Raw genomic sequence first — 25,490 nt, 5'->3', positions numbered from 1 at the left:
TTTAGGTCAGCGCGGGGACAAGGCAGGGAAAGGAACCTGGCGTTAGTTTTAGGTGTTGCTGAAGAAGAGCGGCAAGCCATCTGCGATCGGGTCTTTTACATCTTCACCCTGGATCTGTGCCCAAAATTTGCTCAGGAAATGAATCTGCCGCAATCCGACAACCAAATTTAATCCTGGAACAAACATCCACCACACAATCAGCGGTTCTTTCAATCCAGCTTGTCGATGCAACGTATTGACTGTGCGATACAAGCGGAACTGCACGATATAGATCCAAACAATGCCAAGCAGCGAAGCCCAAGCGAACCCTGTTGGCACATCGGGATCAAACCTCGCCAGTGCTAAGGGAATGGTGACTCCTAAGACAAACGGCATTAAACACAGCGTTCCTGACCACCCGTAGCCGTTGTAGTGTCGCAACTCTTCTTGAATTGCCCACTTGTAATATCCGTAATACAGTAACCCCGTAACACCAGACAGCAGAATTACAAGCCAAAGGGGGCGCGGTTTACCAGCGTGCGACATGAAGGATAAGGACAAAAAAACGATTGCTTCTTAACCAATCTTAATACAGAAACGTTCCGCCTATTTTTAGAGTCAGTCAAATTCAGAGTCAGTGAAAGCACGGGCGATCGCTCCAGATCCGTACTTTAGCTATGGCACTCAGTTTTTGATGCGACCCCTTGCGGGTAACTCGAAGAGATCGCCGTGATAGCGGATGTAGCAAATAATCCTCCTGCTCGACGCTTCCGCTTCAGTCCTTCCTCATCTCCCCATCTGCCGCTTCATTTGTTCAATCTCTTCCTGCGTTTCCCACGTTCTGAACCTCTGCTCTAGCGGATCGCTTGCATCACGAAACGCATTTGTACTTTGATTCCATCCCGTCGTTGATGCCCAACGTTGTTCGGCTTGCGTTGCTCGTGCCGTTTGAACTTGCGCGAGTTCTTCCTTTACTTCCTGTCGGCGCACCTGAATCTTCGGCAAAAGCTCTTCGGTTTGTTTGATGCGATCGCGCAGAACTTCCATCTGTCCCCACTTCTGGTTGCCTTCTCGCAAAAGGGACGCTTCATGCGCTTGAGCAGGCTCGGCAAGATCCGTCCGACCTGCGGCTTTTGCTTTCTCAATTCGGACATGCCAACGCTGAATCTCTTGAGCGGTTGTGAGAATTTCGCTCTCAACTTGCTTTTCGCGCGATCGCAAGTCTGAGATCAACCGCCTTGTTTCTAACTCTTGCTCTCGGAGCTTCTCATCCAATGCTTGCAGTTCGAGATGAGGATTGTTTTTGAGAAATTCATCCAGTCGACTTTCTAGAAACCGACCGAGATCATCAAACAGACCCATAGTGAAACTCCGATACTAGCGATTAACCTCAAGAGTAAAGCGATGGAGTACGGTCTGATCACCATCAAGCACTCTCCACTTACTCTCACCTAATCGCTATTCTAGAATTTTTGCCCGGTTGAGAACGTTCGGAGTTCCCCATTGCGCCTCAGCACAATGCTACTTCCTGAAATCTCAACAATACTCCAGCCGCTAGAGCCAATGGTTTCCCCTGTATAATATCGCTGAGTCACGCCATTGGTATCGACTAACGCCGCCGACTGACTCGGATCAGTCGCAATCACCAAGCCCCGAATGGTGCGTTGCAACTCAGGCGCAGCTTGAGCGGCTCGCGTTGGGGAAGCTGTCGGCGGCTGAATCACGACTTGCGGACGGTTAACCGCAGGATACATTCGCTCTAAAACACCAGAGAGCCGTGCCAAAAGTTGATTTAGCTCCTGACGTGCCGGATCGTTGACTGTAACGGAGGCTGGAGCAGTCGGGGGAGCCGGAGGAACAAAGGGAACAGAGGGAACATTAACCACGACTGGCACTTTTGGCAGCAAGGTCGAAGACTTGACGCTGCTGACTGGAACAGTCGCAAGACTGGTTTTGTAAGGAGTTGTGGCGATTCCTACGGAGTTGCGCTCTGCGCTAATCGCGCCCGATTTTCCACTCGCTACTTTCCGATCGATAGCGTTGAGCGATCGCTGCACATAGTCCGAGAACTGCTGATTGAGTTCAACGGGCGGTGCTTTTGCCATTGCCGCTGGGGTCACTACTTGAGGTTCTTGAGCGATCGCTCTGAAAAATCGACTCGCCACGCCTCGTTGACTGAGCCACACTGCTGCCGCCGCGATCGCAGAGGCACACAGCGCTACGACTAGAGCTTTTTGAAGTACACTACTGAGCCGAGATGGAGACGGCTTAGCGTTGATTAATTCATCAAGCTCTGGAACCGCTAAACTGTCTTCTTTGATATAAGTATTCCACTGGGGCGCTTTTGGCTGTGGAACAATGTCTGAAAATTGTGGAGTCGGACTGAACTCAATGGGCTGTCGTTTAGCCGTTGCAATAGGTTTGAGAGGGGGTGGTGGTAGACTCCCATCTAGCAATCGTTCAACATCATCAAATAGGTCATCCATCAGCCGATCAGCAAATGAGTCAACCCGAGGTGGTTCTGGTGTTGCAACGGCTTGAAGAGCCTTCCCAGAAGCATCTTGGGACGGGTCAAGAAGAGCCTTATTACCGCTGATGTCTTGAGGCATGGCTTTGGTGTGAATGACAAATCAAAGGAACAGAAAATGCAAAGAACACTCTGAGTCGGTCGCCAAGATTCTGCAAAATTTGGCAACCTCATTTGTGCGCCTACCTCATCTCTCAAGCCTCCGTCAGCACAAGTCCAAACGGTAAGCTCTACGCGTAGTTGAGGGCGCATGTTTGCGATTATACTCGTCGAATTTGAAATGGGATCAGCTTACGGAGGGCAAATCCAGAAGTCTAGTAGATCTACTGCTCTTGCGCTAAATTCTTGCTCAGGATGTCGATCGCTTGATCAGCCGTAATGAGTCGCTTCAAAACGACTTGCCCGATCGCCGCCATCTCTGTTTCTGACTTCGGTTTAACCTCTACCATCAGTACGGCGTCTTCAACACGGTAAAGCCAAAGCTTTTCGCCATTTTCCCAAATGCAAACGGTCATCTGCTCAATTTGGGGTCTGCGTCGCCAGGACAGGTCGTTCCACAAACCGCCGAGTTCCCAAACGCGACCTACTACCCACCCATTAGTTAGAAAGAAGTATTTCACAGGAATGTTTGCCTGCTAGAGTCAGCATTTGCTGTTTAACCAGTTGCTGTTTAACATAGCGTGAAAGTTTGACACGCTAGTTAGAACAAAGTAAATCTTGTTCGTTTTATCACCTAGACGTAAAAAACAGGGACATTCCATAGAACATCCCTGCCAAAGTAAACCTTTTTTTATATGTCTTTTATCGAACTACTTCCAAACGCGGTTTTGATGATCGGCTTTGCACGTGTTGAGAATGCGGCGATCGGTGTCACTAATCCGGGAAATTTGATGAAACCCTTCGAGTCCAATGGGAGAAAGAACCGGATTGTTAAGCGATGCGACAGAGGCGTTGCGCTCGATTGCGATCGCGTAGGGATTTTCAGTCTTCTCATATGAGTTGACTACCGTTAGCGCGACTTTATTAGATTGCACTGAGCCATAGGTACAATCGAACGACGATCGAGGCATATAAAGCCCGCCGATCAATTTGCCTTGCTTGACCTCAAATACAAAGTACGACTTGCCAACCTGCTCAGGCTGCGAAGACTGTCCGTAGAGATAGACTCCATTAGGAAGCGTTGCGGTTGCTGCTGCAATCTGAGGTTTGCGAAGCGGCACAGCTTGGGATGGAATACTCGTTGCGAGTAATCCAGTTGCAACAGATAGCCCAGTCAAAAGGCGAGCGGCTGTCTTAAAAGGATTAAAAAATGTGCTGCTTAGCAGTGTCGTTTTCATTACAAATGCTCTCTTAAAAAATATACAGTCAAAAAAGTTTCACTATATCTACCCTGATGATTACAGGCGATTAGTGAATAGATTAGGGGTTAGTGCAGGTATCACTACTCTTCCTATAGGTGGGATTTCGGAAAGAAATTGAAATCTAAGAGTTATATTTTTTCTTAGTACTTCGGGTGTGGCGGAAGAGCGAACAGAGGTTTAGAAATCGATAGAATTGTGTACATACGACTAATGACTCAATAAGAAGATTTACCTTCTTTGAGCAGCAGTCAATGCCATATCGCTATCAAATCATTTGTGTAGAGCTTACACAACCGACCATCGTGACAGTCTGTGTTTTGACCCCTTATAGAAGTGCTTTCAAAACGCTTTAGAAAATGCTGAAGCTATCTATGGTTGATAGTTAGCGGGCAATCAGAATCTGGCTTCTTCAATTCAGATTATCACAACCCACAGAGCGAGAAAGTTCCCCTCCAAGAAAGGGGCGCATAACTTAACATCTATTTTCTAGTTATTCAAAAATAAAAGTTCAAGAAGCGATTGAGGTCTACTTACGGCAGGTTGAAAAACACTTCTGAAGAAACGCTCCAGTTTGTTCAAGATGGCACTGTAACTTCTAGACTACTCTTAGTTAAATAAGTAACAACTAGCTTAAAAAAATCCTCACCCCTTTGAAGTAGAAGGGTGAGGATAGAAGACAGAATCTAAACGAGTCTAGCTGGCGATATATTCGCGGACATTGGCTTTGCGACGACGCAAGTGGTCTAACGCCTGCCGCTCAAGCTGACGAACCCGTTCGCGGCTCAAGTTTAAGCGATCGCCAACTTTAGCAAGAGATAGCTCGTGACCATCATTTAGGCCATAACGCAACGCTAAGACCTCACGTTGCTGAGGGGTCAGATCGTCCATCATGTTGTTGAGATCTTGACGAAGAAAGTCTTGAGTTAAATAGACATCAGGTGATGGCCCATCGTCTTCAAGCAACTCTTGTAGCTCAGTATCTTGGTTGTCTCCGACGCGCATATCGAGTGATACGGGTTGGCGAGACATAATCAAGAACTCACGGATTTGCTCTGGCTCAAGCTCAAGCTCTTGAGCAATCTCAGTAGCAGACGGACTACGTCCTAACTGCTGAGATAACTCGCGCTGGACTTTCTTGATCTTGTTGAGCTTTTCGGTAATGTGAATTGGCAATCGGATCGTGCGGGCTTGCTGCGCGATCGCTCGGGTAATGGCCTGACGAATCCACCAGTAAGCGTAGGTCGAAAACTTATAGCCACGGGTTGGATCAAACTTCTCAACGCCGCGCTCTAAGCCAAGCGAACCTTCTTGAATCAAGTCCAAGAACTCCAAATTACGCTTCTGATACTTCTTCGCGATCGAGACGACAAGCCGCAAGTTCGCCTCAATCATCTTCTGCTTAGCGCGACGACCACGCTGAAAAATACCATTCAACTCTGACTCGCTCAAGTGAACATGCTCAGCGAATTCTTGCTGACTTGGCTCGTGATCAAGCTTCTTAGTCAGCGAGTCTTTTTTGTCTTGCAACGCCATCATCTGCTGCACCTGCTTTCCGTAGAGAATCTCCTGCTCATGGGTCAGCATCGGCACACGCCCAATTTCGTGCAAGTAAGTTCGCACCATATCGGCTGAGAAGGTGGACTTGGAAGCTTTGGATTTGGTGTTGGCAGTAGCCATGATGTGCTTGTGAACTCCGTGAAAACAAACTGAAAAACTGTTGCGGGGCAAAAATAGGAAGAGAAACAGTCCACTTATCCTATTAGGGTAAGGAATGGGCTATAGAGCTTCATCTCTCGGTGTAAGGAGATGAATGCTACGAATTCTAAGGAATCATGACAAAACGAAAGAAGTAATGGTTCACTGAATCTGATTTAGAAGCTGAGGGAGTGGCGATCGCAAATGAGTCGCGTTGAGCTGTAGATAAATTGACAATGAGCTGTAGCGTGGTGGAGCGGTGCTATCTCGAAATCAGTTCGACTTCAGGTTATGCTCTAATGATATAGCACTTTTTCTATAAAGTAAAGGGTTTGAACCTATTTCTAGAGGTAATTTTTTCCAGCCGCTGACGGAGCAGAAAAACATACTTAGCAAGGGATACAGCATGACTGAATCACTCCACAAACTGCGTTCTTTATAATCATGAATGTTTAGATAGAGTTTGAATAGAGAGCATTAAGGGGGATAACCGAACCTTTCTAAAGCGATTTTGTAGGGCAATCTGAATGAACCTTTTTGGGGGCGTTCCGAATGCTGAAACCCATTAACAGAAAGACTTTCTGCGATCGCTCAAATCCTGATTCCTGAGAGTTTGACTTAAAAATAATGCGATAAATAATTCAAAGTTACGCTCTAGAACTAATATATGAAATTCTTGTGTCATTGAGATGCCAATTGAATAGCACCACAGTGAAACTTTGCGAATTAAATCGACCAAGAATGGTTTGACCTAAAGAATAGAGTCTTTATTTTTATAGCTGAAAATAGACTGAAGAAAGTAAAAGAAATTCTGTTGATTTAAAAGGGAGCGGTAACAGCGCACTCAGTGACCGATGTAACAGGTGAATACCAACTCGGCGGCGCTTACCTGCGTATGTTGCCAACCCCTTGAAAGGAACGATGGGCTGCCCCTCAAACGGGGTGATGAACTCAATCGGAAATCTTAACCTTTCCTGCCTTGTCCTGCTCCAATCCAGCCTCCAAACTAATGACCGCTCCGATAAACGCTGCGTGAACAAACGTTTGAGGAAAATTGCCTAACATCTGTTTTGTCTGGGGATCTGCCTCCTCAGCAAAAAATCCTAAATCATTTGCACAAGCTAAAGCGGCATCAACGATCGTGCGAGCACGTTGAAAGTCGCGGCGAGCGACCCAATATTGAGCGACCCAGAGCGTACCTGCTAAAAATGCCCCTTCTTGCTGAGAGTCAGCGTTTTCTAGATGCCGTCGGTATAGATTCCCGCTTGCATAGTTACGCTCAAGCGCGTCAATTGTTGCAACCATTTCGGTTGTGTCAGGAGCCGTGTATGCCCAAACGGGAAATAGAGCGGCGGAGACATCAACTGCTTCACTGCCTGCAAAAGCAGCATAAGCCCCTTCGGAGGTCAAACAATGGCGTGTCACAAAACGGCGAATCGCTTGTTCTGCCGCTCGCCAGCGACGAGCTTGAGCGTCGGTTTTGGCAAAATCAGCAATGTGCATCAAACCACAGGCTGCAAGCACTTTACCAACCGTGTAATGTTCCTTTGACTCTTCTTCCCAAATACCGTGATCTGGTTCGCTCCAATGGTCTGCCAAATAATCTGCAACCTTTTCGACAACTGACCAATGCTCATCAGTCTGAAAACGGCTATAAATCAGCTTAGCAACTAATAAAACATTACCAAGAGCATCAAGCTGCAATTGAGATTTTGCACGATTGCCGATACGAACGGGTTGGCTGTTGCAGTACCCAGTGAAATCGAGTTTTACTTCGTCGGAAACAGTTTCACCGTCAACATCAGCAACCGGAGAAAGGGGAAGGTCTTTAGATGAGCCGCGATTCTTCGGCGCTTGGCAAAGCCAATCGTAGCCACAGACAAACTCTAAGAACTGTTGCGATTCAGAACCATCGCTACATGACCCAATCAAAGCACTCACAACCATGCCTGCATCGCGTAGCCAGACGTAGCGGTAGTCGTAGTTTCGTTCTGCCCCGATCGCTTCCGGCAGGGAGGTAGTTGCTGCCGCTATAATTCCACCTGTCTGCTCAAACGTGAGTAGCCGTAGAGCGCGAACTGAGTGTGCGACTTGATCTTTATATGCCCCGTCATAACAAACAGGACTGAAAAGTTGCTGCCAGCGATCGCGCGTTGCGGTTAACCAGTAGTTCACATCCTGTTCGGTTGGCAACGGCAGCGATCGATTGACCAACACTGCCCAACCCGCTTCACCTTGAGGAATGGTGAAAGAAACGTGTGGTTCTGAGATTTCGTCACAGGTGTCGCTTGCGCTAATGCTAAGAGGATGAGAGGCGTAGAGATAGTAGCGATCGTCAATCTGAACGCCCTGATCAACAAATTGCAGATTAGGGGAACGACGACCGTAGTCGGGTGCAGGCTGTAGAATCACCGTCAGGTCGGCTGGAGCCACTGAAAAGCGACGACAAATTCCCTTAGGAACCTTCTCTCCCATTGGCATCCAATCAAGAATGGTTAACTCGCCCTGCGGGGTTGTCAGCCTTGTTTCCAAGACACCGCTGTCTCCCAAATAAGCGCGGTTCGCAAACGAGGCATTGGGTAACTGTAGCCACCAAGATCCGCCGCGATTTAGATCAAGTAAGGATGCAAACAAAGATGGAGAGTCAAATCGTTCTGGACAGTACCACACTACCGAACCCAATGTTGTGATCAAGGCAGAAGTGCAGCGATCGCCAATCACAGCCAAGTCGCGAATTTTCGGAAAGCGGTTTGTCATCTTGAGATTAGAGTTTGCTTGCACTTTGGAGAGACTGATCTTCAATTTTTAGGAAACATTCAACAGGTTGTCTGTTTAAGAACCGTTCTAGTTAAAGTTCGAGTACTCCATCTCCAAAGTCTAGCTCAGTGCAAACGGCTAGATTGGGATATCAAGAATAAGCTCTCATATACGCTTCTTTGGATCTTGCATCGCCTTGAACCTAAGCTTCAAGCAACTTTTGCACCGTCCACCACCACAGGTTCCGTCCATTGATCTTGTTCCAGTACCAATACTCACAGCCCCATAGCAAAACCCTGCTATAACCGATATCCATTAGAGTCGTGACGATATATTCCACTCGCTTTGGGGTGGAACTCAGATAATCAGTTTTACGAGTGGCAACCAATTCATGAGGCTCCCAAGGCTCTGCCTGTGCTTCGGCAATCCAATCCTCTTTCCCCATGTGTACCAGTATCTTCTGCCATTCCTTTAGCTTTGTCCGATAGGCTTCTTCAGGTTCCAGGTAGCTAGAGGAGTTGCCTACTGGCACTTTCGTATAAACATTCATCCCGACAGCATCGGCTAGAGCAAGGCTTTCTTGAAAGGCACGCTCGTCTTCAGCGTCTTCAGCAGTAGGCAAGGTCAAGGAGTTGGTCATCAATACTTTTTGCTTAGGAAGGGCTAACGATCGCACGAGTTCAACTTCCCGGCGCACAAAGCCGTAGCTGAGGTAGCGGCCTGCCGTAATATCTAAGCGAGTAAAAGGTTCGTTTTCAACCTGCCAGTACTTCAGACTAGGGGCATGACGTGTGTGCTTCACAAGCGTTTGAATGAACTGGAGTGTGTAGTCTGCAATCTGCTCATTGCGATCTAGCGGTTCTGGATTGCCAGATGTATCACAGCGATCGCTGAGCCACTTTGGAAAATGAAATTCGGGCCAGCGAGGTGATTTCATTCCAACCGTCAGCACTACATCAATTCCCTGCCGATGACTTTCATCGAGCAACCAATCCAGGATTGTGAAATCAAACTGGTTTTTGAGCGGTTCGATTTCATTCCAGTAACTACACAGCCGAATGTAGTCAAACCCCAGTGAGCAAATGTGGCTGAAGGCTTTTTGGTAGTCTAATCCTAGGTAGCGGCACTGAAGTTGGCTGAACGTGGTTCCCAAGTATACAGGTCGTTTACGGCTTGCTGTCTGAGGGGAGAGTTGAGCCAGAGAAGTGGCTTTAGTCCGGTCAGCACTCAATGCTATCAAAGCGGAAACGCTTGATCCGAGGAAAAGCGTGAACTGCCTACGGGTCAGACGTAACTCAGTAGTAAAGTTGGTTTTTTCGATTCGCTTCATCGTCGGCACGTCAAACCTTTATCTCAATAATTGTTGCATTTATTACGCCTTATACACTGAAATTCTAGGTATGGGTAAGCTTTTAACAGTTCAATCTTAAGAATGACTTTTTAGTCCATGCAACGTTCCTTCTTGATTGCTCTGGCAACAGCACTCAATCTGATAACTTTTAAGCTGTCTGCTGATGCATATCCTCCTACTCTTGATCCTAAATCGCCTAATGAGTTGCGCCAGCAAATTCAACAAATTCAACAACGCTTGGAGGATTGGGCACAACTAGAGGTGTATCGCCAAGCGAATGCCACCGTCCCCCCACCTGCAGTGGGCGAAAACCGAGTCGTGTTCTTTGGCGATTCCATCACCGATTTTTGGGATCTATCTACCTATTTCCCGCGTCGACCTTATATCAACCGGGGCATTTCTGGGCAAACAACGCCTCAAATGTTGATCCGATTTCGTCCAGATGTAGTTGCCCTCAAGCCACGAGTCGTCGTCATTCTCGCAGGAACAAATGACATTGCAGGCAATACAGGCCCCATGAGCTTAGACCAAATTGAAGACAACTATGCGTCGATCGCAGAGTTAGCGAAGGCCCACCAGATTCGAGTAGTGTTTGCGTCACTGCTTCCAATCCATGATTATGGCGCGAAAAAAATCTTAGCTGGACGACCGCCAGCTAAGATTGAAGCTTTGAACTATTGGTTTAAGAAGTATTGCAAAGCGAATCATTGCATCCATCTTGACTACTACAGTCACATGCTGGATGACCGAGGAATGCTGAGAGCAGAGTTATCAGACGATGGACTACATCCGAATGCGAAGGGATACAACATCATGGCTCCTTTAGCAGTGAGAGCAATTCAGCAAGCATTGGAACAACTGAGTCCCTAATGACTAAAAAATCCCTGATGACTGGAAAAACCGTTAAGACCAAAAAATCTGTCGATTTAAGCTTCTGAAGTAGCAGTTGTTCAGTTGGAAAGGAAGCGTAACAAAAAGGTTACTAGCTGAACCCGGATCAACTGAGTCCAGCTTTTTATTAATGCAATATCAAGTACAAACCGCTTGGCTTCTAATGACACCTGCTATCGCCATCCTAGCGGTGGCTCGATTAAGTCTTGATCTGCTTTGCCTTCCCGCACTCCGGGTTTGTCAACAATTTGAACCGTGGTAGCCTGCAATCCTTGTTCTCCTTCGGTGGCAACAAACCTCACTGCCGTTCCCACTTCGATGCGATCGAAATCGTTGTGACTCACACTGTTTTGGTGAAAGTAAACATCTAATCCATTCTCTAAAGTTTTGATGAATCCGTAGCCATCTTCCCGAAACAGCTTTGTCACGATCGCAGTTGAATCGCCACCCGCTCCATGAGTTTTAGAATGTTCAGATTCTCGTTGTCGATCGGTGAGTTCTTTTAGCTGACGCTCAACTTTAGTAAAAGCAGTTCTAACCACTGCCTCTAGAGGAACGCTCAGATCGTTTGGGTGATCTTCTCCAACTAATTCATGGTTAGGAGGAACTCTTAGGTCGATTCGTACTCGGTAGGGAGAACCGTGAGTCGGTCGTTCGTTGATCTTCTCGACTGCGATTTGACCGCTACTGATGTAACTACACAAGCGCTCTAGTTTGTTCAGCTTCTCGTGAATCAAAGTATCGATCGCATCGGAATGATCCAGATTGCGATATGTAATTTCTAAAGGTGTTTTCATCCTGTCCGTGTCCTAAGCTATTAATGTTCGTGGTCTAGCACGCAGAGACAACGTGTTCCACTTCAGATTATTTTTTACTTCAAATTAATCTTTTGGTTGTCTCCACTGCTCGCAGGCTCACCTGTTGTCGCTGCTTTGATGAAACCAATTGTTTTTGCCACGACACCTGCAGGCGAATCCCAATATTCTGCTTTCTCAACGCTAACTTTTAACAACGCGATGTCAGGCTCATTCACACCGTTGGGGAACCAAGCCTTGAGATCAGGAACCCAAAGCTCCTCGATCTTCTGCTTATCTTGGATCAATTCGGCTTGCCCTGACATCGCAACATAGGTCTGCTTATCGGGTGCAGCGAAACTAACGTTAACGTGGTGATTTTGATTTACTTCATCGACTTTATAAGAGCTTGCGTAGGTGAAGAACCAAAGATCGCCATTCTCTTCGATCTCGCGATTGGTTGCCATCGGGCGACTGTGCAAACTGCCGTCGGGATTAACGGTCGTCAACATGCAGTATTCGATGTCTTTGACGAGATCGCGCAGCTTCTTCAGTTGCTCGGTGTGATTATCGGTAGAAACAGTCATTGCTAAATTATTTCTGTGTAGATTTACATTGAATAGAGTGTGAGCGATTCGTTTCGCCAAACTCAAAGGATTACGCGATACTAAGTCGCTTGTCCTTTAGTGTTAGCGCGTTGGAGCCGCGATCGCATGTGTCAGAAGAGAGAGTGTCCCTGCTTAATAGTGCGCTGATAGCGCTGTGGGAATTCTAAGAGGTGAGGTTTTTTTAGAGACTTCGTTGCCTTGCATCGTGCTGGTTCTCTTTATCCAAACACTTCATTTTCCTATGATTAGCAAACGTCGAGCTTTTTCTTTAGTTGCGCTGACTCTACTGCTTACAGGTTTGGCGAATGTAGCGATTGTTCCCATAGGGAACTGCGAAGCAACCACCAAATCGGTGCTGAAATTTAGACCACCCAGCCGAGGCAGCCTTTCGACTACGCGCGGGGGCGCGAGTCGAGGTGACACAGCGCAAGTCAAACAACTGCAAGCGCTTGTGCCTCAAACGAGCATCGGGTACACAACGGCTGCTTATCCAAGCTTGATGGTGTACATTCCTAAAACAACGGCCAAGATGATGATTGTCCGGATCAGATCTGCTGATGGTAAGAAAACTTTGTTTAAGAAGGAAATGGCTGTGCTGCAAACGCCCGGCATTGTGCGAGTGAATTTTGAGGATGCTGCTCTGCCTCCCTTAAAAATCAGAGAGCAGTATCGCTGGTCGGTCTCATTAGTAGCAAGCGCTGTGGATCGCTCGACAGCTACGGTGATCGAGGGCGCTTTAGAACGAATTCAGCCTGATGCACAGTTAACTCAACTGTTAGCCAAAGCCGACTTGCAGCAGCAAGCATTTATCTACGCAGAATCAGGAGTTTGGTGGAATGTTCTCCTCACGTTGGATGATTTGCGCAAGGCACAGCCTCAGAACCCGGCGCTCAATCAACAATGGACATCATTATTAGATTCGGTAGGATTGGGCGCGATCGCACAGATGCCCATCCTTGATCTCAAGCCCTAAACCTGCCTTCTCCCTTCTTTACAAATTGGAAGAAGGGAGATTCAGAGCCAGTATCAAAGAATTTTTTCTAACCCATAGACCAACGTCTTAAGCTGGAGCACTTTGCGAATTGACAGCAGTACTCCAGGCATATAACAGGAGCGATCGCTGGTGTCGTGTCGCAGCGTGTAGATTTGTCCCTGAGCGCCAAAAATCACTTCTTGATGCGCTACCAAACCCGGTAAACGGACGCTGTGAATCCGAATTCCTTCACCTGCTTGCGCTCCTCTTGCACCCGCCATTTTCTCAGTTTCTTCGACGATTTGAGGATTATAGGTTTTCCCCATTTCTGCTAAGAGTTGCGCGGTTTGAGCGGCGGTTCCGCTGGGAGCGTCCGCTTTTTGATTGTGATGAAGCTCAATGATTTCAACATGATCAAAATACTGGGAGGCTTGAACGGCTGCCTGCTGAAGCAAAATCACGCCAATCGAAAAATTAGGAGCTAGTAAACATCCGGTGCTGGCTTTGTCGGCAAATTCGGCTAACTCTCCAATCTGAGCGGGACTCAATCCTGTTGTGCCCACGACTGGACGAACTCCATACGCGATCGCAGAACGAATGTTGCCGTACACCACGTCAGGATGGGTCACATCCACCACAACGCCCAATTCTTTTTCTTGAGACAGCATTGCCATCATTGGCTCATACTCATTCGTAACCGGCACTTCTAGCGCCCCGCACCCAACTATTTCTCCGATATCTTCTCCGACGTACTGGGGATTGCGTGCGATCGCGCCGATCAATGTCATGTCCTGCGCCTGAGAAATTGCCTTCACAATCTCGCGCCCCATCTTTCCTGTCGCGCCGTTCACCACCACCGGAATTCGACCTGCCATATTCCACCCTCAGCTTAGACAACTCAGTCTATCGATTTTCTTGCCTTCAGTGTAGAGACTTTAAAGCTTAGTGAGCTTCAGTGAGTTGGCTATTCTGACGTTTATTCGTCGATTTCTGCGCTCATCAACACTTAGCATTTATTGCTGATGTGCTGGCAATCCAACCCTGAGCCTGTGTTGGTTATAGATGCGATCGCTCTAGCGCTCCCCTGACTCTAGCGGTTTTCGCCTCACACAATATGTCACAATGAAAGACACTCATTAAACTTGCTTTAAACCCTTCAGGATATCCCGTGACCTATACGACAGAAGCTAGATCGCCCAACGGACGTGCTACAGCGTCCATCCCTCGCCGTCGAGCAGTCTTTCCCTTCACCGCGATCGTTGGACAAGAAGAAATGAAGCTGGCACTGCTTCTCAATATCATTGACCCCAAAATTGGCGGCGTCATGATTATGGGCGATCGCGGCACTGGTAAATCGACCACGATTCGAGCGCTGGCAGATTTGCTGCCCGAAATTGAAGTCGTGGCAGATGATCCTTTTAATAGCCACCCCAGCGATCCTGAAATGATGGGTGACGAGGTGCGTCAGAAGATCGAGCAAGGGGCAGATGTGCCAGTTGCACAGAAGAAAGTGACAATGGTAGACCTGCCACTAGGCGCGACTGAAGATCGCGTGTGTGGCACGATTGACATCGAAAAAGCTCTTTCTGAAGGGGTGAAAGCGTTTGAACCCGGACTGCTGGCAAAGGCAAATCGAGGCATCCTCTATGTTGATGAAGTCAACTTGCTCGATGATCACTTAGTGGATGTGTTGCTCGACTCGGCAGCATCCGGTTGGAATACGGTTGAGCGAGAAGGCATCTCGATTCGTCACCCTGCGCGGTTTGTGCTTGTTGGCTCTGGCAACCCAGAAGAAGGCGAACTGCGTCCTCAATTGCTTGATCGCTTTGGAATGCACGCCGAAATTCGCACGGTGAAACAGCCTGAGCTACGAGTGCAAATTGTTGAACAACGGACTGAGTTTGATCAAGACCCGATGCCGTTTCTAGATCACTATCAGCCGCAGCAAGACGCCCTTCAGCAGACGATTGTGGATGCTCAGGCACGCTTAAAGTCAATCAACATCGATCACGATTTGCGTGTCAAAATTTCCCAAGTTTGTTCTGAACTAGATGTAGATGGTCTGCGGGGTGATATTGTGACCAACCGCGCTGCTAAAGCTCTAGCAGCGCTTGAAGGTCGAACTGATGTAACTGTAGATGATATTCGTCGAATTGCGCCGCTGTGTCTCCGCCATCGCTTACGCAAAGACCCGATGGAATCAATCGATTCGGGGTACAAAGTTGAAAAGGTATTTGGTCAGGTGTTTGGCATAGAAGTAACAGGATAGTTTTCTCAAATTTTTCTGGTAATCATCTCAGGAGGCTGTCTGCAAATGTGCTAGGCAGCCTTTTTGCTGCGTGGTTAGCGATCGCGCAAATCACAATAACTCAGAAAAACTACTTGATACGTCCGTAACCTCGACTAGTGCTTTCTCAAAGGAGAAGCGCCTGCGGCAACGCTTAGCAGAGGGATGAATTAGGTATAGTCACTCATCCCTCAAGCCATCTTCTAAATTTGACAGATTGCTAGCAAGTCTTTACGTTTAACTTTTCTTTCAACTAGCATTGTCAAATTCTCTATAGCGCTATTAGATGAAGCGCCCTAATCATGTCTTAGAGGCATTCGTCAAGTTATGCAGGCGTCAATTTCACAATCAACGGTTCATCGGGTACCTCCAATGTAATTTGGGTTGGTGAAACATATTGTCCAGTAGCATTGGTCGATTGGTTTGACAAAAACGTTGTTGCTTGACGGATTGGAGTTGACACGTTCAAAGTCACTTGCTGGTTGACCGTTGCATCCGTGCTAATTCCATTCGTCCACAGCACCAAGAAAAACTCTCCATTCGCCTTTTGCAGCAGCGTGTGATGCAGATTTGTGGTGTTTCCAGTCAAGCTATAGTTCAACGTTCCTAATGGAACATTGCTGGGTGTGTCGTTCAGCAAACTTATTAAATTTTTAACTGCATAAAACGCAGGTTTTGGAGAACCATCGTGTCGAATTAAACCAAACCGATTCTCTTGAGAAGATTCAGGCTTCTGATCGATCAGTTCATACATGAACGTTCGTCGGATATTCCAGTTGAAGTTCTCCAAGTACTGTCTAGGAACGTATTTTGCTGCAACCTGCTCAGTCACATTCGGCTGCTGAAGTGCCGTGTAGTGATCGGCGGTGTGCCAACCCGTCTCAGTTACAACAATGGGGCGATCGGCTGTTACCTTTTGCATTAGAGGCATCCATCGCCAATCGTAATCACTAGTGGGTGTTCTGCCGCCTGCATAGCTGTGCATATTGCCCAGATCGGACACGTCCCGCAAAGACCCCATCTGATCTGCATTTTCGGGTTGTGCTAAAGAGGGAGCAATCACCCAATAGCCTGCCGTCGCCGGATCGCTTTTCATTGCTCGGTATAGCTCGGTCTGATATTGGCGGGCTCCAGCGTAATTCCCCTGTCCTTGATACGTAGAAACGTTGTTCACATCCCATTCATTGGGACCTTCAACCGCGTCTACTGAAGCTGCGACTCGTTTGACAATGTTGACCGCCTCAGTGGGAGAAATATCGTCTTTAGGATCCATTACCAGCGTTGAGCGAATTCCAGACATTGCTAGGCGATTGAGTTTCTCAAATAGCTCAGCATTATTGCCACCATCCCGAATATGACGAATTCCAAGTTCAATCAATCTTGGTTCGATCACATCGTTAAACCGACCGTAACTGGTATCGTTGTACCGCAGATGGGTATTGATTCCTAGCGAGTCGATGAAGGCGCTGGCGCTCCGGGCTTGTTCTCCGGGCAGAGCAATGTTGGCCTGTCCTGGAACGGTTTCCTCTAAAAAGGAGGAAGAAAGCTGACTTTGAGGAACGATCTCTTTGGTTTGACTGAGGCTTGACCAAAAAAGTTTAGCGATCGCTTCGCCGCCCTGCTCATAATATTCCAGCTTAATGTCATAGGACTGATCCGCAAGGAGGCTAATGCTTCCGGTGTCAGTTGTTGGCGCGTGATCGTTCCAGTGATCAATCACGAGTTGTCCGTTAATCCACAATTTGATGCCGTCATCGGACAGTGTTTCAAACGTGTACGTCTCTGAGTACTTTGGCTGAATCTGCCCTGTCCAGCGCACTGAAAAGGCATCTGCTTCGACTTTAGAATCAGGCGAACCGTAGTTCCAAGCAAAATCAACGGTGGCATCGACGCGCTTGAGAACAGGGTTGGTGAAGTCTGGGTTATCAAAGTACTGCGCCGTTAGACCGCTCGATTGTGAGTCAGGAGCGGCGATAAGAGAACTCTGTAGCGTAGCCTCTGCGCTGGCTTGCGATGTAATTGGCAGTCGCTCATCGAAATAGGGGGACGATTCGAGCGCGCTAAAGCTACGATCGCTGCCGCCAAGCTCCGAAGCATCGCTCGATAAAGTATTGAGTTTGGAGTCTAACACAAGGTTTTCCTAGAATTTGACAGTCTAATCTGACTAAGCTTTGCGAAAAGCTCAGGGAAGATGCATAGCAAACAAAATGATCTGTCTAGAAAACTGATGAAGCAGTAATTACACTGGTTTGAAAAGAAACAGTATTGCGATTCAACACAGGACTAAAGAGGACTGAAAAGTGGCGAATTTGGCACTGCTTTGCAGACCGTACACACTGTTTATTGAAAGAATTGGCGTTCCACCTTTTGACCAAGTATAAGGAACTATTTGCTAGGGTTTGGGTCTATCCGGCTGGAATTCTAACTAAGAGATTGTAAAAAAATAGCAACCATAAAATTATTACTGTTCGGTTGCCCATATGAACTCGGTATTATATTACTTGAATTCATACATCTTGACTACTTAAAATTCAAGATTTAAATTTAATCCTAGAAACCGCCACAATCCAGCATTCGCTGTGGTTTTCAACCGTTTTTCTCCTAATTTAATAGTGGACTGAAGAAAAAGAAGATGAAAAAGTGTTTGCGATCGCGGACGAAATCTCCCTCTTTATTTGCAGCAGTTTCTATTTCTTGATTCGTGCTTCTGTTGCTCTTTTATTCTTCACTCGCTTCATATTCTCTACGTGCTTCAAAAGTATTAAGGCTTTACCAAGCCGTAGAATTGCAGTTGATTTTTGCTTATTTTGCTGTTTCTAAATCACAGGCAACTGCCTATGTTTCAATGTTCGTTGAACTACACACAAAAGTGTAGAAATCAGGCAGAACTTTGGTTTGGTCGTGTATTGGATATGACAACTCGTTTATCTGCTACATTCATAAGCAGATGGGCACACGTCAGAATTCTGCATAATTCAATCTTGCTGACTGTTGCATTTCATAAATTGAACGCTGTTGAATCAATATTTGCGTTGAGCTTGCTCGCTTTCTGTTAGAGCATCTCACGCTAGTTAGTTCTTTACAGTTTGCTGCATTATTTATTCCATGCTGGCGGACATGGATTTTGTTTATATATTATGCTAATGGTCGCGGCACCGATGATATTCGCCACCACTTGTTAATTCTTGCAGAGATGTTAGCTGTACTGATTCTTGGTGTTAATCTTCATGATGCATTTAGTGATGCATGACTGCGCTTCTGCTGGCGCATTTTTTATTTACAAGATTGTACTAGCGCTATCTATTCATGCAACTCGTGATATTCTTACTGACTTAGCAATCGTATGATTACGTCTCTAACTTTTATGTTTAAAGTGTCGTTCTATAAGTAATATTGTTTTCAATTTTATTCCTTAGCGATCGCTGGGTGTTATGTTGTGCGGTGGCGCTATGTATGCTGCCTATTGTCTTTATTGTGGTTGCGTCTTGCCTGATGCAGATTTCTAAAACAGAAGTCTGTCTCTAACGATCGCAAGGCATAGCGATCGTTAGAGACAGACTTCGTTAGCCGAAGGAATTGCGTTAGTAGCGCCGTTCATAAAAGTAGATCTAGATTCCTCTAAATCTGATATCAATTTTCTAAATTAATGCGACAGACCTCATAAAGGCACAGCACTGCCATGCTCTAACAGGAGCCTCTTAAACCAATTACTCAGTGTCTTTAATGCGAGTTTTACGTTCTAGAATTTCCTTCAATACCAAAGTCACGACTGCTAGTAATGCCAGTAGAACGGCAGCAGAGTAGGCAGCTTCCCCTTCGTACTGTTTATAAGCTTCTTCTACAAACAACGGTAAACTTTGAGTCTTGCCAGCGATATTTCCCGATACCACCGACACAGCTCCAAACTCGCCCATTGCTCTGGCATTGGTCAAAATTAATCCGTAGAGCAGTCCCCACCGAATGTTTGGCAGGGTGACTCGCCAAAACGTCTGCCAATCGCTCGCACCCAAGATTTTTGCCGCTTCTTCTTGATCGGCTCCGGCTTCTTCCAGCACAGGAATCACTTCACGCGCTACAAACGGCATACTGACAAATGCAGACGCTAACACCATTGCCGGAAACGCAAACACAACCCTGATTCCATGATCTTGCAACCAACCCCCAAACCATCCTTGTTGCCCATAGACCAGTACGATCATCAATCCTGCGACTACGGGAGAAATGGAAAACGGCAGGTCAATGATGCTGAGTAGGAAGGTTCGACCTGGAAATCGTCGCCGCGCGATCGCCCAAGCAGCACATAAGCCGAACACCGTGTTCAAGGGCACGCAAATGAGAGCCATCAGCACAGTGAGCTTGATCGCGTGCAAAAAGGTTGGCTGAGTCAAGTTCGCGAGAAAAGGCCCAACGCCTTTGCTAAACGCTTGCATGAAGACGTTTAAGGCAGGGATATAGAGGACGAGAGCGAGGTATGCGATCGCAATGCTAACTAGCGCGATCGAAGCCCAACTTTTAGATTTCGTTGGCTTTTTCTCAGAGGTTACCTGAGCCGTTGTCAGAAAGGGATCTACACTAGTCATACCGTCTTGCCCAAGCCTGTAGTAAGTTAATTCCAATCAGTGCAACTAGCGAGATGATCAACAACACCATGCCGATTACCGTTGCACCTGGGTAGTCGTATTGTTCTAATCGCTGAAAAATTAACACTGGTGCAATCAGATCTCTAAAAGGAGTATTTGACGCAATAATTACCGTCGAACCATACTCTCCAACCGCGCGAGAGAATCCCAGCGCAACTCCGGTCAAAATAGCTGGCAGAAGCGGCGGAAAAATGACGTGTCGAAAGGTTTGCCACGGTGACGCCCCCAAACACCAAGCGGCTTCCTCAATGTCCTGCTCCATTTCTGCCAACACGGGTTGCACGGTGCGGATCACAAAAGGCAGTGAGATAAACGTCATTGCAACGCCTACCCCAATCCGAGTAAAGGCAATTTTGATACCAAACGGCGCAGCCAGTGAACCTAACCAACCGTTTTGGCTATAGACTGTCGCGAGCGTCAAACCGGCAACAGAAGTTGGTAGGGCAAAGGGCAAATCAACTGACGCATCGATAAATCGCTTTAATGGAAAGTCTTCACGCACCAGCACCCACGCGATCAATGTGCCAAACACTCCATTAAATGCCGCTGCAATGAGCGAGGTCGTAAACGTCACATCATAGGCAGATAGGGCAGTTGGGCTAGTCGCAATTTGCCAAAACTTGGCAGGTCCAACCGCACTCGCTTTGGTCAGCATTGCCAGCACGGGTAGAATGAGCATCACGGCTAAGTAGCCGAGCATAATTCGCCATGTCCAGGGCGCATGGATGATTTGCCGGAGGAAAGCTTTCCCTAACCTCGGTTTTTCTGGAAGTGAGGAGATAGTCATTGGTGGCAAACTGAATTGATATGAGCAGTGATCGTTTTGGTGAGGACTGGCAGCCGATCAGACTGGTAAGAATGAGAAGCGGAGGTTGAACCAGGCGTTTTACGATCGACTACCAGACAATACTACGATCGAGCGACTGTGATCGAGCGACTACGATTGAGCACGAATGCTGTCGAACGTGCCGCCGTCCTCAAAGACTTGCTGGGCTTGTTCCCAGCCGCCATACTCGCCGATTTTGCCTAACTGCTTCACAGGCGGAAACTTGTCAGTAAATTCCTTTTGCTTGCTCAAATCGCCTAATGGACGGAAGCCAACCTTGGCAAATTCTTGCTGAGCTTCTGGCGTAAACAAGAACTTCACAAAGGCTTCAGCCGCCTCGCGTGTTCCATGCTTATCCACATTTTTATCTATGACTGTAGTTGGCGTGTCGATCGAGATATTCACGTCTGGCACAACGTAATCTAACGATTCACCCTTTTGCGTTGCCAAAATCACCTCATTTTCGTAGTTCACCAGAGCGTCTCCCTGACCCTGCTTGGCGAACGCATCGGTCGATTCCCGCGCATCCTTGGCTAACACCGCCACGTTTTTGTATGCCTTCGCGACAAAATCCTTGGCTTTGGCTTCATCATTTCCAGCTTTGATAGCAGAGTTCCACAATGCAAAGTAGTTCCAACGCGCTCCTCCCGAAGTTTTCGGGTCAGCCGTCACCCACTTAACATCATCTCGCGCTAAGTCAGTAAAGGATTTGATCCCTTTGGGATTTCCCGGACGGGTAATAATAGCGGCTACCGTTTCACCCACATTGCCGTTGTTGGGAACGCGCTGATTCCAGTTAGAGTTGACGAATCCAGCACTCACCAATTTGAGTACATCGGCTCCGATCGCAAGATGCACAACATCGGCTTCCAAGCCATCGATCACGGCGCGAGTCTGAGAACCCGATCCTCCATAACTTTGATTAAACGTGACGTTCTGACCGTTGTGGTCTTTCTTCCACTGCTCGACAAACTTAGGAATAATGGCATCATGGGCTGCTTTGGGCACCGCATAACCAACTAACGTCAACTGAATATCTTGCTGTTGATTAGAGGCTGGGCTGGCGTTATTAGAAGTGGTGTTACCAGACGAGCAAGCCGCGATCGCAACACTCAACACCGCCCCCATCAGAAACAGCGATATAAACCCTCGAAGCGAAGCGAATTTAATCTTATTAAATGGGTTAACCATTTCCTGCACGGTTTGTAGCGTGCGCTGCCAAGCCTTCATTCTGTCATCTCCCAAACAATCTACGGTTTATCCCTCGGGTTACCGTAATTCCAGTAGACTCTGATTGTATCGAGTGCGGGTGACAAACGCAAGAATAATCTCCTAAATCTTGAGCGGCAAAGGCGAGATTGATGTGACTGGCTCAGGACTGACACAACGGCTTCTTGGTGGCAGGATCAGCAATGCTGAGCAAATTGGCGTGATCGACCATCCTGAAAAACTAGCAGTTCTCCTGGTTGGAGAGTCGTCCAGGCTTCATTATCGGTCAGTGGCGTCGTCGCAATGACCGCTACTCGATCGAGCGGCGTGGTCAACTCCTGAAAATCAACGGTCACTTCTTCGTCTATCAGGTGAGCAGCGGCAAAGGGAGCCTGACGCACGATGTAGCAGAGTTTTGTAGAGCAATGGGCGAAAAAAGATTCTCCGTCTGAAAGCAGATAATTGAACGTCCCATAATGAGCGATGTCTTGAGTAACGGCTTGTAGTACGACGTACAACTGCTCTAAGGTCGGCTTGCCCTGCGGAAACGCTTGCCGCAATGTATTGAGGATCAAACAGAAGGCGCGTTCGCTGTCGGTTTGCCCAACAGGGACATAAAACCCCTGACGGGCTGGCTCAAAATTGGGCAAGTCGCCATTGTGAGCAAACACCCAATATCGTCCCCAAAGTTCGCGCTGAAAGGGATGGCAGTTTTCTAGTGCCACTTTGCCAAATGTCGCCTTACGAATATGAGCAATCACATGCTTTGACTTGATCGGGTAGTGGCGGACTAATTCGGCGATCGGGGATGTGATCGCGGGTTTTTCATCGAGAAACACTCGACACCCTGCCCCCTCAAAAAAGGCAATTCCCCAGCCGTCCTGATGTTCATCTGTCTTTCCGCCTCGTGCCGCAAAGCCTTCAAAGGAAAAGCAGATGTCTGTCGGCACATTGCAGTTCATTCCCAACAGTTGGCACATTTAACCCGCCTGCAAGACACTATGCCAACTGATTGTAATGGTGAAGGTCGAGTCTTTTGAAATTTATCTGAGATGAAGTGCGACTTCGGGCAGGAGAGCTTTGAGAGTGTGATAGTATTCTAATTCAAGCAATCTACTGTAACTTGATGAGTTTGCCGTAGTTTAATCAGAACTCGCTTTAGGGTTCACTCTATCGGCGGAAATTAGGACGATTTTTCTTCACTCCTTGCTGATACCCATGCTGTTAACCGATTTGCAAGCTATCTATCAGCGCGATCCTGCTGCTCGCCACTGGCTAGAAGTGATCACGTGCTACCCCGGACTTCATGCCCTCTGGTTTTACCGCTTCGCCCACTGGCTCTACCGACTTGGGCTGCCTGTTATCCCTCGGCTAATTTCGCAATTGGCACGGTTTCTAACTGGAGTTGAGATTCATCCTGGCGCAACCATCGGTCAAGGAGTGGTGATTGATCACGGAAGCGGTACCGTGATCGGAGAAACTGCGATCGTTGGAGATAACTGTTTGCTGTATCAGGATGTCACCTTGGGTGGAACCGGAAAGGAAACCGGAAAGCGTCATCCAACTCTAGGCGAAAACGTGATCGTAGGCGCAGGCGCGAAAGTATTGGGCAACATTCAAATCGGCAATCAGGCGCGGATTGGCGCGGGTTCAGTAGTGTTGCGAGACGTGCCCTCAGATTGCACGGTTGTCGGCATTCCAGGACGAATCGTGAGAGAAAAGAAGACGAAAGAGAGCCTCAATACCGATACACTGCCCGACGTCGAGGCTCAAGTGATTCGAGTACTGTTCGATCGCATTCAGGAGTTAGAACACGCAATCGCTCGTGTGCAATTGGCGCAAGGCATACCCCGGCAGGAATCGCAGAAGCCAATAACATCGGTAGCAATTCCCTCTCCTAATTCTCATAACAATCATGCAGTCTCCAATCAACTAATTGAAGAGTTTTTAGATGGTGCAGGAATTTGAAGCCGACAACTTTCGTATTAGTAAAGGTCAATGCTAAAGATGATTAAATCAGATATGCCAACAGCGCAACTAGCGCCCCTAATACCGTACTACCCAACCTATACCCGATCGTTTCATCGGCGATCGCTCTTACCGCCAACATCAAGTTCTCTTTGGCGCATTGATCGAGGTATTGTGCGAACCTTAACTTGGTTAGAGGATGGAACCGTAATTACGCTTGGGATTTGGAAAGCAGGAGATATCATCGGACAAACTCTTTCTAGGGTTAATCCATTCCAGATGGAATGTCTCACTGCCGTGGAAGCGATCGCTCTGCCGCCAGAAAGTTTGTCTCACATGACAGAAGCAGTACTGGGGCACATTCAGTGTTTAGAAGAACTCACTGTTATTCGACATCACAAACGCATTGAGGATGCTCTGATCCAGTTGTTACTCTGGTTGGCGAAGCGATTTGGGCGAACGGTGGAGCAAGGGCACTTACTCGACTTTCACCTGACTCACCAAGATTTGGCAGAACTTTTAGGCACAACCCGCGTGACGGTAACTCGAATTCTTAGCCATCTTGAAGAGCAAGGATTGATCAACCGCTTGTCTCGCCAACAGATGGTCATTAGCGATATGGACGTTTGGCACTATGAGATTTAGAACGTAAGATTTAGAACGTGAAATCTAGAAAATCTAGAGCACGTTAAATGGACAGCATGGGATTGTTAGCCTGCTATTGATGAACGTTAAGGTTAGTCACTGACAGGCAACGTCCACTTTGGATAAAGCCGGTTGAACGTTTCACGCTGCTGCTTGAGGTCAACTTGCGGCAAGTGCTTCTCTACAAGGTCGAACGTTTCTTCCGTGAGTTGTCGCAACTCAAGAGTTCCGCTCGCGGCATCCGATTGAAAAACACGCTCCAACCGCGCAAAAAGCTCAGGCGGTTTAATGCTCATTACTTCAACCCAGTAACGTGTCCACTTGAAACCGGGGTGGTATATGCGGTTTAGTCCGAACAGCAAGTTGAGAAGCGATCGCACAATGGCACAGTTGTTTTCATACAGCATCGGAATTTCAAGGCGTTCGGTCAGGATTTGTTGACCATCGAACGGACGGAATTTTAGATGCTTCTGAACCATCGCAACAGCAAGTTCTTCAGGATAGGGAGAAAGTCGAGTTCGCCAATGTTTGACAATATCTTTGCCGTAAAGAACAACCCCATGTTGAAGATGAGATACTGTGGCTTGCTTCTCAAACAAAAGCCCGTTTTGTGATACATCGTAATGCTCAACAACATCAATGACGATGTTGTCCATCGTATCTCGCGCCCAGTGGCCCGCTTCAACCTTCATACCGTATATGTAGAACTGCTCCAACCATGCCTGTTTCGCCTCCCCATACGGCTCAATTTCCCATCCTCTGACACCAACACTTTGTGCTGTGGCTTGTAATTCTTCGGCGGATGGTAATTGTGACCAGATAAAGGCTAATTCAAGGTCAGAATACTGGTCTGAAATACCTAACGCTGCTGAGCCAAATACAAAACACGCTTCGACCTTGGGGTTAACAGTGAAAGCAGGAGCGATTTTGTGAGCCAACGAGATTCGCCATAGGCTGTGTCCAGTCATGTTGAGAATTA

23 protein-coding genes are annotated in these 25,490 nt (G+C 47.4%); 6 read left to right on the top strand and 17 right to left on the bottom strand.

Annotated elements, in window-relative coordinates; genetic code table 11:
• Window positions 1-48 precede the first annotated feature (48 nt).
• The 8 genes from AC5JLB_RS18090 to AC5JLB_RS18055 form a co-directional block, all read right to left on the bottom strand.
• Window positions 49-525, bottom strand: coding sequence for a hypothetical protein (locus AC5JLB_RS18090; RefSeq protein WP_495875220.1), 477 nt, complete (start codon window positions 523-525; stop codon window positions 49-51).
• A 240-nt stretch (window positions 526-765) separates the two neighbouring features.
• The gene (locus AC5JLB_RS18085) at window positions 766-1,341 is read right to left on the bottom strand and encodes a TIGR04376 family protein (protein WP_495875219.1); all 576 of its coding nucleotides are present in this window, start codon (window positions 1,339-1,341) and stop codon (window positions 766-768) included.
• Window positions 1,342-1,442: 101 nt separating this feature from the next.
• The gene (locus AC5JLB_RS18080; RefSeq protein ID WP_495875218.1) at window positions 1,443-2,588 is read right to left on the bottom strand and encodes a type II secretion system protein N; all 1,146 of its coding nucleotides are present in this window, start codon (window positions 2,586-2,588) and stop codon (window positions 1,443-1,445) included.
• Between the two features lie 241 nt (window positions 2,589-2,829).
• Window positions 2,830-3,126: a hypothetical protein gene (locus AC5JLB_RS18075; protein ID WP_495875217.1), complete on the bottom strand. Its 297-nt coding sequence runs from the start codon at window positions 3,124-3,126 to the stop codon at window positions 2,830-2,832.
• 189 nt (window positions 3,127-3,315) lie between these two features.
• Window positions 3,316-3,843, bottom strand: coding sequence for a hypothetical protein (locus AC5JLB_RS18070; protein ID WP_495875216.1), 528 nt, complete (start codon window positions 3,841-3,843; stop codon window positions 3,316-3,318).
• Between the two features lie 717 nt (window positions 3,844-4,560).
• Window positions 4,561-5,544, bottom strand: a complete 984-nt coding sequence (locus AC5JLB_RS18065; protein WP_495875215.1) for an RNA polymerase sigma factor, RpoD/SigA family — start codon at window positions 5,542-5,544, stop codon at window positions 4,561-4,563.
• Window positions 5,545-6,513: 969 nt separating this feature from the next.
• Window positions 6,514-8,319 carry a glycoside hydrolase family 15 protein gene (locus AC5JLB_RS18060; RefSeq protein WP_495875214.1) on the bottom strand — a complete coding sequence of 602 codons (1,806 nt, stop codon included), beginning with the start codon at window positions 8,317-8,319 and terminating at the stop codon, window positions 6,514-6,516.
• Between the two features lie 202 nt (window positions 8,320-8,521).
• The gene (locus tag AC5JLB_RS18055) at window positions 8,522-9,649 is read right to left on the bottom strand and encodes a beta-galactosidase (RefSeq protein ID WP_495875213.1); all 1,128 of its coding nucleotides are present in this window, start codon (window positions 9,647-9,649) and stop codon (window positions 8,522-8,524) included.
• A 117-nt stretch (window positions 9,650-9,766) separates the two neighbouring features.
• On the opposite strand from AC5JLB_RS18055, the gene AC5JLB_RS18050 reads away from it, so the two are divergent.
• Entirely contained in the window at window positions 9,767-10,540 is a 774-nt protein-coding gene (locus AC5JLB_RS18050; RefSeq protein WP_495875212.1) for an SGNH/GDSL hydrolase family protein, read from the top strand.
• A gap of 194 nt (window positions 10,541-10,734) precedes the next feature.
• Here the strand turns inward: AC5JLB_RS18050 and AC5JLB_RS18045 are convergent, their stop codons facing one another.
• Together AC5JLB_RS18045 and AC5JLB_RS18040 are read right to left on the bottom strand one after the other, a co-directional pair.
• A complete protein-coding gene (locus tag AC5JLB_RS18045) occupies window positions 10,735-11,358 on the bottom strand; it encodes a cold shock domain-containing protein (protein WP_495875211.1) in 624 nt (207 codons plus the stop codon).
• A 74-nt stretch (window positions 11,359-11,432) separates the two neighbouring features.
• Window positions 11,433-11,942 carry a pyridoxamine 5'-phosphate oxidase family protein gene (locus AC5JLB_RS18040; protein ID WP_495875210.1) on the bottom strand — a complete coding sequence of 170 codons (510 nt, stop codon included), beginning with the start codon at window positions 11,940-11,942 and terminating at the stop codon, window positions 11,433-11,435.
• Window positions 11,943-12,204: 262 nt separating this feature from the next.
• Between AC5JLB_RS18040 and AC5JLB_RS18035 the strand changes: the two genes are divergently transcribed.
• Window positions 12,205-12,936 carry a DUF928 domain-containing protein gene (locus AC5JLB_RS18035; protein ID WP_495875209.1) on the top strand — a complete coding sequence of 244 codons (732 nt, stop codon included), beginning with the start codon at window positions 12,205-12,207 and terminating at the stop codon, window positions 12,934-12,936.
• A 53-nt stretch (window positions 12,937-12,989) separates the two neighbouring features.
• On the opposite strand, the gene dapB is transcribed toward AC5JLB_RS18035, so the two are convergent.
• A complete protein-coding gene (gene dapB / locus AC5JLB_RS18030) occupies window positions 12,990-13,811 on the bottom strand; it encodes a 4-hydroxy-tetrahydrodipicolinate reductase (protein WP_495875208.1) in 822 nt (273 codons plus the stop codon).
• 293 nt (window positions 13,812-14,104) lie between these two features.
• On the opposite strand from dapB, the gene bchI reads away from it, so the two are divergent.
• On the top strand, window positions 14,105-15,205 hold the full coding sequence (bchI, locus tag AC5JLB_RS18025) for a magnesium chelatase ATPase subunit I (protein ID WP_495875207.1): 1,101 nt from the start codon (window positions 14,105-14,107) through the stop codon (window positions 15,203-15,205).
• Between the two features lie 343 nt (window positions 15,206-15,548).
• On the opposite strand, the gene AC5JLB_RS18020 is transcribed toward bchI, so the two are convergent.
• Window positions 15,549-17,354: a PA14 domain-containing protein gene (locus tag AC5JLB_RS18020; RefSeq protein ID WP_495875206.1), complete on the bottom strand. Its 1,806-nt coding sequence runs from the start codon at window positions 17,352-17,354 to the stop codon at window positions 15,549-15,551.
• Between the two features lie 888 nt (window positions 17,355-18,242).
• On the opposite strand from AC5JLB_RS18020, the gene AC5JLB_RS18015 reads away from it, so the two are divergent.
• Window positions 18,243-18,473, top strand: coding sequence for a low temperature requirement protein A (locus tag AC5JLB_RS18015; RefSeq protein ID WP_495875254.1), 231 nt, complete (start codon window positions 18,243-18,245; stop codon window positions 18,471-18,473).
• 457 nt (window positions 18,474-18,930) lie between these two features.
• Here the strand turns inward: AC5JLB_RS18015 and cysW are convergent, their stop codons facing one another.
• From cysW to AC5JLB_RS17995, 4 genes are all read right to left on the bottom strand, one after another.
• The gene (cysW, locus tag AC5JLB_RS18010; RefSeq protein ID WP_495875205.1) at window positions 18,931-19,803 is read right to left on the bottom strand and encodes a sulfate ABC transporter permease subunit CysW; all 873 of its coding nucleotides are present in this window, start codon (window positions 19,801-19,803) and stop codon (window positions 18,931-18,933) included.
• Window positions 19,796-20,650: a sulfate ABC transporter permease subunit CysT gene (cysT, locus tag AC5JLB_RS18005; RefSeq protein WP_495875204.1), complete on the bottom strand. Its 855-nt coding sequence runs from the start codon at window positions 20,648-20,650 to the stop codon at window positions 19,796-19,798. The genes cysW and cysT overlap by 8 nt, the downstream gene beginning before the upstream one ends.
• A 150-nt stretch (window positions 20,651-20,800) precedes the next feature.
• Window positions 20,801-21,919, bottom strand: coding sequence for a sulfate ABC transporter substrate-binding protein (locus tag AC5JLB_RS18000; RefSeq protein WP_495875203.1), 1,119 nt, complete (start codon window positions 21,917-21,919; stop codon window positions 20,801-20,803).
• Between the two features lie 176 nt (window positions 21,920-22,095).
• Complete coding sequence (locus AC5JLB_RS17995; protein WP_495875202.1) at window positions 22,096-22,878, bottom strand: class II glutamine amidotransferase; 783 nt, start codon at window positions 22,876-22,878, stop codon at window positions 22,096-22,098.
• Between the two features lie 238 nt (window positions 22,879-23,116).
• On the opposite strand from AC5JLB_RS17995, the gene cysE reads away from it, so the two are divergent.
• On the top strand, window positions 23,117-23,866 hold the full coding sequence (gene cysE, locus AC5JLB_RS17990; protein ID WP_495875201.1) for a serine O-acetyltransferase: 750 nt from the start codon (window positions 23,117-23,119) through the stop codon (window positions 23,864-23,866).
• Window positions 23,867-23,905: 39 nt separating this feature from the next.
• Entirely contained in the window at window positions 23,906-24,511 is a 606-nt protein-coding gene (locus tag AC5JLB_RS17985) for a Crp/Fnr family transcriptional regulator (protein WP_495875200.1), read from the top strand.
• 92 nt (window positions 24,512-24,603) lie between these two features.
• On the opposite strand, the gene AC5JLB_RS17980 is transcribed toward AC5JLB_RS17985, so the two are convergent.
• Window positions 24,604-25,479, bottom strand: coding sequence for a DUF4037 domain-containing protein (locus AC5JLB_RS17980; RefSeq protein WP_495875199.1), 876 nt, complete (start codon window positions 25,477-25,479; stop codon window positions 24,604-24,606).
• Window positions 25,480-25,490 lie beyond the last annotated feature (11 nt).

Source organism: Myxacorys chilensis (assembly GCF_059505265.1).
This window is presented reverse-complemented; position numbering and strand designations above follow the sequence as displayed.